The following is an 8900-nucleotide window of genomic DNA, read 5'->3' on the forward strand; positions in this document are numbered from 1 at the left end:
TCTCTTCTTCGCCATCGGAGATTGGCGAAAGCATTCGCGACATCCAATCTCCCCCCTTGCGGGGGAGATGTCCGGCAGGACAGACGGGGGTGTGACGGAACGAGACGCTGGTACTTGGTTGCCATACTTCGCTCCATGCCATGACCACGTCTCCGAAACTGAAAACCTATCGCGCCAAGCGCGAGTTCTCCAAGACGCCGGAGCCGGCGGGCGGGCTGACCACCGCTCACGGCAACCGCTTCGTCGTCCACAAGCATCACGCCACCGCTGACCATTACGATCTCAGGCTCCAGGTCGGCGATGTGCTGAAGAGCTGGGCGGTGCCGCGCGGACCCTCGCTCAACCCCGCCGACAAAAGGCTGGCGGTCGAGACCGAGGATCATCCGCTAGAATATATCGACTTCGAGGGCGTCATTCCCGAAGGCGAGTATGGCGGCGGGCCGATGATCGTCTGGGATACCGGCACCTGGGCGCCGATGGATGATGTCGAGAAGAGCCTCGGGACAGGCGCCTTCAAGTTCCGGCTGGCCGGCGAAAAGCTCAATGGCGGCTGGATGCTGACCAGGCTGAAGCTCAAACCCGGCGAGGATGAGAACAAGAAAAACTGGCTGCTGTTCAAAGAGCGCGACCTTGCCTCCGATACCGCACTCGACATCCTGGAAGCGCGGCCGGAAAGCGTGAAATCCGGATTGCGCATCGAGGAACTGGCGGCGTCCGCGAAACCGGCGGCCAGATCCGCGCCCAAGCCCGGGTCGCTGAAGCCGGGCACGCTGCCCGGCGCGGTCAAGGCGCGGGCGCTGAGCCGCATCGAGCCGCAATTGGCGACACAGGTGCCGAAGCCGCCGGGCGGCGAAAGCCTTGCCGAGAACACAAACGAGCTCTGGCTGCACGAGATCAAGTTCGACGGCTATCGCACCATGGCGCATCTCACAGACGGAGCGGTGAGATTGATGACCCGCGCGGGCATCGATTGGACGAAGCGCTATGGCGATCTTCCGCATGCCTTTGCCAAACTGCCGTGCCGTGAGGCCATCATCGACGGCGAGATCGTCGTGCTCGATGGCCGAGGTATCAGCCGCTTCGCGCTGCTGCAGGATGCGCTGGCCGAGGGCGCCGGCAGCAAGCTGCATTTCTATGCCTTCGATCTCCTGCATCTCGACGGTTGGGACCTGACGAAGGCGCCGCTCCTTCGGCGCAAGGCGCTGCTGGCCGAATTGCTTGGCGGGCTGGGCGCCAACTCCGCCATCCAGTTCTCCGACCATGTCGAAGGTTCGGGGCAGGGGCTATACGACCAGGCTTCGGAGCTCGGGCTGGAAGGCGTGGTCTCCAAGCGGGCGACCGCGACCTATCAGAGCGGCCGCACCAAGAGCTGGACCAAGACGAAGGCGCGGCAGACCGGCGATTTCGTCATCGCCGGCTTCACCATATCCGACGCGGCCGAGGGGCTCGCCGCGCTCGGCCTTGCCGAGTTCGAGGACGGAGAGCTGCATTATCGCGGCAAGGTCGGTACCGGTTTCGATGCCGAAACCGCCGCCGACCTGCTCGCCCGGCTGGAGACGCTGACATTGGGCGCGACCGCGCCGGAAGGCGTGCCGCGCGAGATCATGCGCGAGATGAACTGGGTGAAGCCGTTGTTCTCGGCCCACATCCACTATGCCAACCGCACATCAGACAATGCGCTGCGCCACGCGGTGTTCCGGGGCCTGCGGGATGTCGGCTTGTCGACGCCGGTTTCGGCCAAGCGCAAAAGGCTGATCTCGGAGGCGGACCTCGCCACCATCTGGGTAACCAACCCGACCCGGCGGCTGTTCGGCAAGACCGGGCCGACCAAGCTCGATATCGCCGTCTACTACGCGCTGGTCGGCGACTTCATGCTGCCGCATATTCTCGGCCGTCCCGTGTCGCTGGTGCGCTGCCCGACCGGCCTGCCCAAGGACTGTTTCTTCCAGCGCCACGCCTTCACCGGCATGCCGCCTTCGGTCGCGACCTTCGCGGCGACCAATTCCGAAGGCGAGACCAAATCCTACCTCTCGGTGGAAGGCGCCAAGGGCTACCTCGCGCTGGCGCAGTTCGGCGTCGTCGAGTTCCACACCTGGGGCACGCATCGCGCTAACCTCGACAAGCCCGACCAGATCGTCTTCGACCTCGACCCGGGCGAGGGGATTTCATGGCGCGAGGTGGTCGAGGCCGCCGTCCACATCAGAGGCGAGCTGGAGCGGCTGGGATTGGTGCCCTTCGCCAAGACTTCGGGCGGCAACGGCATCCACATCACGGTTCCCGTGACGCGCAAGCAGAATTGGAAGAAGCTGCACCAGGCAACCAGCGCCATCTCGACCCATCTGGCGGCGACGGCGCCCGACACTTTCACCACCACAATGGGCAAGGAGAACCGCAAGAAGCGCATCTTCATCGACTATCACCGCAACGCGCGCGGCCATACCTCCGCTGCCCCCTATTCGCTGCGGGCGCGCACCAACCTGCCGGCCTCGACGCCGGTGAGCTGGGGCGATCTGGAGACGATCGATGCGCCGCAGGACCTGAACTATTCGTCGCTGCCGGGGTTGTTGGAAACATCGGGGGATCCCTGGGCGGAGATCGAGGAGTTCGCGCGGGATTTGCCGGTGATCCAGCCGGTAAGGTAGTGCTGCTGGCTAGGAGCGCAGGTCAGAAGCGTCGCGATCCTTCACACCCCCCTCTGGCCTGCCGGCCATCTCCCCCGCAAGGAGGGAGATCGGCAGCGTCGCCGATAGTGCCAGTTTTTCGATGTTGGAGATTGGCGAAGGCATTCCCGACATCCAATCTCCCCCCTTGCGGGGGAGATGCCCGGCAGGGCAGAAGGGGGTGCTGTCCCTCCAGCAGAGCATGGTTTCGCCCAATCCATCGACGGTTCCGACAATTTGAATTATTCTCTCCCCAACGACCTCAAAGACGTCCCGGAAGGTTTCGTCAGGGATTTGCCGGTATTGTGCGGGGTCGGTGTAGGATTTCCACGGCGCCAATCGTCCTTCGGACGAAAGCGCTGCAGTTCTTTGTCAGTGCATGGCCGCGTAGGAGTGTAGCATGGCGCCCAGGGCAAGTTGGAAGGGTTATCTCAAGCTCAGTCTGGTGAGCTGTCCGGTGCGGCTGTATCCCGCCACCAGCGCCAGCGAACGCATCTCGTTCAATCAGCTGCACAAGAAGACCCACAACCGCATCAACATGAAGCCGGTCGATCCGGAACTCGGGCTCGTCGAGCGCTCGGACCTGGTCAAGGGTTACGAGTACGAGGACAAGCAGTACATCATCATCGACGATACCGACCTCGATGCGGTGAGGATCGAATCCAACCATACGATGAACATCGAGGCCTTTGTCGACGAGGATGAGGTCGACGTCATCTACCAGGACGCACCGTACTATATGGCGCCCGATGGCGCGATGGCGGAGGAGACCTTTGCCGTGCTGCGCGAAGCCATGCGCAAATCCGGCAAGCTGGCGATTGCTCGCCTTGTGCTGTCCAGCCGCGAGCGGGTGGTGACGATCGGCGCGCGCGAGAACGGCATGTTCGTGTGCACGTTGAGGAACCCGAACGAAGTGCGCGGTACGGCTGAATATTTCGGCAACATTCCAGCCGGGAAGCCCGACCCGGAAATGCTTGAACTCGCCGAAGCGCTGATCAAGCAGAAGGAAACCACCTTCGACCCGAAGAACTACGAAGACCGCTATGAGATCGCCCTGATGGGCATGATCCGCGAGAAGCTCAAAGGGCACAAGCCGATCATCGCGGCCGCCCCTGAACGCGGCAATGTCATCAACCTGATGGATGCGCTGAAGGCCAGCCTTTCGCAGTCGAAGCCGCCGGCCAAGTCGAAGAGCAAGGCCGATGAAGTCGCCAAGCCGGCTGCCAAGAAGGCGGCAGCGGGCGGTGCGGCTGAAAATCCGCTGAAGGCCAATCTGCTGAAGGCGGTCGGCAAGAGCAAGAAATGACGGCACCAGCCGTTTCGGTCCCAGGCGCCGTCTTCGGCACGATCGGCGCGCTGGCGGCGTTTCCGCTCAGGCTCGCCGCGCGCGAGGTCGAGCGCCTGCACGGCCAGCTCAGGCGTGGCATCACCCGGCGCACCACGCATGTCGTGTTTGGCCGCACACTTCTTGCCAGGGCCGGATTGACGAAAGGCGGCGATGCCGAGATCGAGCGCCGTGTCGCCGCCGAGCGCGTGGCTGGGCGCATGCTTCTCAGCGAGAACGGTTTCCTGCGCCGGCTCGGGCTGATGAAGGCGCCGGAGGCATCTTCCCTGTCGCGGCAATCGCTGATCGAGCAATCGCGGCTGTCCGGCACCAATCTTGACCTGCTCGCGCTGTTCGATGCCTTCGAGCATGATGCGGAACCCTATTCCTTCCGCGACCTGATCCTGGCGCGCAAATATGCCGGGCTGGTGGCCGGCGGCGCGGCCTGGGGGGCGATCGCGCGCTCCGTGCACCGCTCCGGCCCGGTCGCCTCGCTGACCGCCAAGTCGCTCAATGTCGGCTCGCAGCACGGTCGGCCCGACGCGATCTATCTCGAAGGCGGCCAGAGCGAACTCGACGGGCAGTTGCTGTTCGATCTCGGTGCTGCCGCCAGTGGCGAGGACACGCTGGAGGAACTGTTCACCGAGGCCGAGGCGGCGGAGGAGGGCGGCGACCATGACGGGGCCGCCATACTCTACCAGCGCTGCCTCGCCATCGACCCGACCGATGCCATTGCCGCCTTCAACCGCGCCAACTGCCTGCGCGCCGGCGGCCACGCGGCGGAGGCCGCGCATGATTACGCCCGCGCCATAAAACTCGACCCGGCCTTCGTCGAAGCTTGGTTCAACCTCGCCGGGCTGATGAGCGAGCAGGGCCGCGAGGCCTCGGCGCGAAGGCATTTGCAGAAGGCGATCGCGCTCGACAAGACCTATGCCGATCCGGTGTTCAACCTCGCCCGGCTCGAATTCGACGCCGGCAATCTGCCGGAGGCACGCCGGCTGTGGGTGCGCTATCTGGAGCTTGATGCGGTGTCGGAATGGGCTGGGGTGGCGGCCAAGGGCGTGCAGTTCGTGGATATGCAGCTGGCGCGGACGGCGGGGTGATCATGATTGGCGAAGGCCGCGATAACAGCCGATCTCCCCCACAAGGGGCGAGATTGGCAGCGTCGCCGTCGCGCTGGACCCCACTCCATGACCAGCTTCCTCTTCGACGGCCACGACACCGCCCCCATCACCATCCTGCTCGCTCATGGCGCCGGCGCGTCGATGGACTCTCCTTCCATGACCGCCACCGCCAAGGCTCTTGCCGCCGCCGGCTTCCAGGTCGCGCGCTTCGAGTTTCACTATATGGCGGCCCGCCGCTACGGCCATCGCAAGCCGCCACCGCGAGCTGAGACGGTCAACCCGGAATACATCAAGGCGATCGCCGATCTTCGCGCCAGGGGTGTGACTGGGCCGCTGATCATCGGCGGCAAGTCGATGGGCGGGCGGGTCGCCTCGATGGTCGCCGACGAGATGTTCGCCAAGGGCGAGATCGCTGGGCTGGTCTGCCTCGGCTATCCCTTCCATCCGCCTGGCAAGCCCGAGCAGTTGCGGACAAAGCATCTCATCGGGCTGAAGACGCCGACGCTGATCTTCCAGGGCACGCGCGACGAGTTCGGTACGCCGGAGGAGGTGGCGGGCTATGAGCTTTCCGACAGCATCGAGGTCGTCTGGCTGGAGGATGGCGACCACGATCTGAAGCCGCGCAAGAGCATTTCGGGGTTTTCGACGGCCGATCATTTGAAGACGCTGGCGGAGACGGTGAGGGATTGGGTCGGCAGGATCGCCTCCTGACCCGCCAATGAAGATCGCCACCTTCAACATCAACAACATCAACAGCCGGCTGGAAAACCTGCTGGCGTGGCTGGCGACCGCAAACCCCGATGTCGTCTGCCTGCAGGAATTGAAGGCGCGCGACATGCAGTTTCCGCGCACCGCGCTTGCAGATGCCGGCTATAGCGCGGTGTGGAAGGGCGAGCCGACCTGGAACGGTGTGGCCATCCTGGCGCGGGGCGCCGAGCCGGTGCTGACCCGCGATGCCTTGCCGGGCGGCGATGGGGACAAGCAGAGCCGCTACATCGAGGCGGCGGTGAGCGGCATCGTCATCGGCTGCCTCTATGCGCCGAACGGCAATCCGCGGCCGGGGCCGAAATTTCAGTACAAACTCGCCTGGCATGCACGGCTCAACGCACATGCCGAACAACTCATCGACACCGGCCTGCCTGTGGTGCTGGCGGGCGACTACAACATCGTGCCCGAGCCGCGCGACATCTATGCCACCCGCTCCTATGACGACAACGCGCTTGTGCAGCCGGAAAGCCGGGCTGCCTTTGCCGCACTTCTCGAGCAAGGCTGGACCGACGCGCTGCGCAAGAAGCATCCAAACGAGACGCTCTACACCTTCTGGGATTACCGCCGGAACCGATGGCCCCGCGACGCCGGCCTGCGGCTGGATCACATCCTTTTGTCGAAGACACTGGCGCGCCGGTTGAAAGGGGCCAGCATCGACCGCGACGTGCGCGGCCAAGACGGCGCCAGCGACCACGCGCCGGTCTGGGTGGAGTTGAGGTGAAGCACGCGCCTTGCGGCATCACCACGCCGTCACTGCCGGCACCATCTGTGCAGCGGCGGTATCGCAAGCTACGTTGCTTACTCTTGCAGCCGGGTTGTCCATGAACATCGACAGCAATCGCCGACCGAAGCGTATCTGCCATGCATGATTTCGGCCTCGTCGAAATCCTGCTCTCGGCCGCTGCCATCATCGTGGTCGCGGCAAGCGTCGTCTGGGTGTTGCGGCAAGCGCGGTCCCGTCGCCGCACGGCTCGCCGGGCCGATCCGGCCAACGATTATGCCTTGCGCGGTGATTGGGGGCGCAGCACCGGCACCGTCAACTATTCGTCCTTTGTCTATTTCGATGTCGACCGCGACGGTGAATATGGTGTGGGCGACCGGCCGATGGCCGGTATCATGGTGCGGCTGTTCGACGAGCAGGGTGGCTTTGTGGCTTCCGCCAGGACAAACAACGTTGGCTTTGCCAATTTTGCCATGTCGACATCTTCGGCCAATGCCGCGATCCGCTTACCCGGCACCTACGGGTTCTCGGTTTCGGTGCCACCGGGATGGCGGTCGCCCAGTGCCAACGTGACGCAATCGCAGCGTTTCTGGCTGGAGCCGGGCTCGCCCACCGGTCTGGTGTCGCAGGACCTGCCGAGGCCGGTCGGCCTGGCGCCGCCGCGCAGCCTGGCGGGCAAAATGCCGGCAGACCGTGCCGCGACACTGTCGGTAACGGCGAGCGGACAAGAGCTGGAGAGCCGGGCGCTGGCGCCGGACACGGCCTTCCGGCTCGAGCTTGCCGGCGAGGCCGACACGGTGGTGATCGCCGGCGGCGCCCTCGACCGGCAGCTTGCGCTTTCGCCCTATCCGACCGATCTCGGGCTGATGTCGCCGCAAACGCTGCCTGGCAAGCCGGCGTTGCGCACGATCGGCTTCGACGACGTCACCGGGCGAGGCTTCCGCAAAATCCCATGCGGCCATGCCGGGCTGCAATGGCGCAACCTGAACGCCATGGCGCAGGACCACACCAAGGGCAGCGAAGGCTATGTCAACGGCAATGTCTCGGGCGACCACGTGGCTTATACCAGCAGTGGCTACCCGGCCGAGTTCTGGAGCGAGACGCCGTTCGGGTTCCACTCCGTGCTTTTGAGCGCTGCATGGCTAAAGTCGGAAGGGGAGATGGCGCTGATCGAGTGTTGGCTGGGTGAGCAACTGGTGGCCAGCGATGCGCTGGCGCTATCGGCGCTTTCACCGCTGCACTACGCCCCGATGCTCAAAGAAATAACCCGTGTCCGTCTTTCGACGAAACACCATTGGCAGATGGTGCTGGACGATTTGGTGCTGACGCGCTGAACTATTGCGGGAGCGGGTTCGAGGTCACGGCCGTGCCGTTGGTCCCGGCCGTGATCAGTTTCAAATTGCCCTTTTTGACCAGAGCAGGCCGCGCGTAGGTCTTCTTCATGGTTCCGTCTCCCCAATATTTCGCCACAAAAAATCAGATGCGTTCCGAAGTCACCGCCCGGAAACCACCACGCCGCCGTTGACCGAGGCGGTGATCGACTTCAAATTGCCTTTCTTGACCAGAGCAGGCCGCTCATAAATCTTCTTCAAGGCTTGTGCTCTCCAGAATATCCCCTTTGGAAGTGTGCCACATCGTCGGCTGGTGTCAATCACGCTCGCCTGAAGGCCGCCGCCGCGGGGCTTCCCACTATTTTTGCGATGTATTGATGTCGCTGATAACCTGGCTCGAAGGGACGGGCGGAGGGTGCGATGAACAGACTTGCTGACAGGGTGCTGGCGTTTCTGCTGGCCGCGGTTGCCATCGGCTGCCTGGCGCGGATTTATCCGCTCGTCGCTACCCTCGCCTGGGGTCGGGCCTCCGTTTCGCAAGATGCGGCCTCCCTGCGGCTTCTGGTTTTCTCCGTGGCGGGACTTGCCTGCCTTGTCGGCGCCTTGCTGCTCTGGGCCGGTCTTTTGCCAGGCCGGCCGGCGCACCTTGCCGGCGCGCCCCTGTTCGGCCGAACGGCGGAGGCGCGGGAGACCGGCAGGCCTGGCCTGCGCAAGGTCTTTTTTGCCTTGCCATTGGTTGTGCTGGCGGCGCTGGGCGTTGACCAGTTCGGCCCGTGGCATGATGGCGGCGAGGTGGCCAGCGAGCCCAAGGCGGACGAACCCAAGCCTGATGAACCGAAGAGCCAGGATGTCGCCAGCACGCCGCCAGCCGTGGAACCGGCACCTCCGGCTCCACCACCGGTAGCCGCCAACCCGCCGTCGACACCGGTGCCGCCCGCTCCGCCGCAGATGCCTGCCGCGCCGCCGCCGGAG

General features: G+C 64.5%; 9 protein-coding genes and 1 pseudogene. 7 read left to right on the top strand and 3 right to left on the bottom strand.

Annotated features, from left to right (window positions below; all coding sequences use genetic code 11):
* Positions 1–140 precede the first annotated feature (140 nt).
* On the top strand, positions 141–2642 hold the full coding sequence (gene ligD, locus X741_RS140390) for a DNA ligase D (protein ID WP_023780253.1): 2502 nt from the start codon (positions 141–143) through the stop codon (positions 2640–2642).
* A gap of 9 nt (positions 2643–2651) precedes the next feature.
* Here the strand turns inward: ligD and X741_RS1000000171595 are convergent, their stop codons facing one another.
* The gene (locus X741_RS1000000171595; RefSeq protein ID WP_280940357.1) at positions 2652–2786 is read right to left on the bottom strand and encodes a hypothetical protein; all 135 of its coding nucleotides are present in this window, start codon (positions 2784–2786) and stop codon (positions 2652–2654) included.
* Positions 2787–3060: 274 nt separating this feature from the next.
* Here X741_RS1000000171595 and X741_RS140385 point away from each other — a divergent pair, with 274 nt between their 5' ends.
* From X741_RS140385 to X741_RS140365, 5 genes are all read left to right on the top strand, one after another.
* Complete coding sequence (locus X741_RS140385) at positions 3061–3966, top strand: Ku protein (protein WP_023767194.1); 906 nt, start codon at positions 3061–3063, stop codon at positions 3964–3966.
* Positions 3963–5087 (top strand): tetratricopeptide repeat protein, encoded by a 1125-nt coding sequence (locus X741_RS140380; RefSeq protein ID WP_023780255.1) that lies wholly within the window; start codon positions 3963–3965, stop codon positions 5085–5087. The genes X741_RS140385 and X741_RS140380 overlap by 4 nt, the downstream gene beginning before the upstream one ends.
* 87 nt (positions 5088–5174) lie before the next feature.
* Positions 5175–5819, top strand: coding sequence for an alpha/beta fold hydrolase (locus X741_RS140375; RefSeq protein ID WP_023780256.1), 645 nt, complete (start codon positions 5175–5177; stop codon positions 5817–5819).
* A gap of 7 nt (positions 5820–5826) precedes the next feature.
* A complete protein-coding gene (locus X741_RS140370) occupies positions 5827–6597 on the top strand; it encodes an exodeoxyribonuclease III (RefSeq protein WP_023780257.1) in 771 nt (256 codons plus the stop codon).
* 140 nt (positions 6598–6737) lie between these two features.
* Positions 6738–7931 carry a hypothetical protein gene (locus tag X741_RS140365; RefSeq protein WP_023780258.1) on the top strand — a complete coding sequence of 398 codons (1194 nt, stop codon included), beginning with the start codon at positions 6738–6740 and terminating at the stop codon, positions 7929–7931.
* A gap of 1 nt (position 7932) precedes the next feature.
* Here the strand turns inward: X741_RS140365 and X741_RS1000000170565 are convergent, their stop codons facing one another.
* Positions 7933–8040 carry a hypothetical protein gene (locus X741_RS1000000170565; RefSeq protein ID WP_023767200.1) on the bottom strand — a complete coding sequence of 36 codons (108 nt, stop codon included), beginning with the start codon at positions 8038–8040 and terminating at the stop codon, positions 7933–7935.
* Between the two features lie 50 nt (positions 8041–8090).
* Positions 8091–8189 (bottom strand): hypothetical protein, encoded by a 99-nt coding sequence (locus tag X741_RS1000000170570; RefSeq protein WP_023767201.1) that lies wholly within the window; start codon positions 8187–8189, stop codon positions 8091–8093.
* Between the two features lie 159 nt (positions 8190–8348).
* On the opposite strand from X741_RS1000000170570, the pseudogene X741_RS140360 reads away from it, so the two are divergent.
* Positions 8349–8900: pseudogene (locus tag X741_RS140360) on the top strand (WD40 repeat domain-containing protein); the annotation flags it as partial.

The sequence above is a fragment of the Mesorhizobium sp. LNHC221B00 genome (assembly GCF_000502935.1).
Classification (GTDB): Bacteria; Pseudomonadota; Alphaproteobacteria; order Rhizobiales; family Rhizobiaceae; genus Mesorhizobium; species Mesorhizobium opportunistum.

Coding starts and splice junctions, on each gene's coding strand:
- ligD (WP_023780253.1), top strand. CDS start 141: ATGACCACGTCTCCGAAACTGAAAACCTATCGCGCCAAGCGCGAGTTC.
- X741_RS1000000171595 (WP_280940357.1), bottom strand. CDS start 2,786: ATGCCTTCGCCAATCTCCAACATCGAAAAACTGGCACTATCGGCGACG.
- X741_RS140385 (WP_023767194.1), top strand. CDS start 3,061: ATGGCGCCCAGGGCAAGTTGGAAGGGTTATCTCAAGCTCAGTCTGGTG.
- X741_RS140380 (WP_023780255.1), top strand. CDS start 3,963: ATGACGGCACCAGCCGTTTCGGTCCCAGGCGCCGTCTTCGGCACGATC.
- X741_RS140375 (WP_023780256.1), top strand. CDS start 5,175: ATGACCAGCTTCCTCTTCGACGGCCACGACACCGCCCCCATCACCATC.
- X741_RS140370 (WP_023780257.1), top strand. CDS start 5,827: ATGAAGATCGCCACCTTCAACATCAACAACATCAACAGCCGGCTGGAA.
- X741_RS140365 (WP_023780258.1), top strand. CDS start 6,738: ATGCATGATTTCGGCCTCGTCGAAATCCTGCTCTCGGCCGCTGCCATC.
- X741_RS1000000170565 (WP_023767200.1), bottom strand. CDS start 8,040: ATGAAGAAGACCTACGCGCGGCCTGCTCTGGTCAAAAAGGGCAATTTG.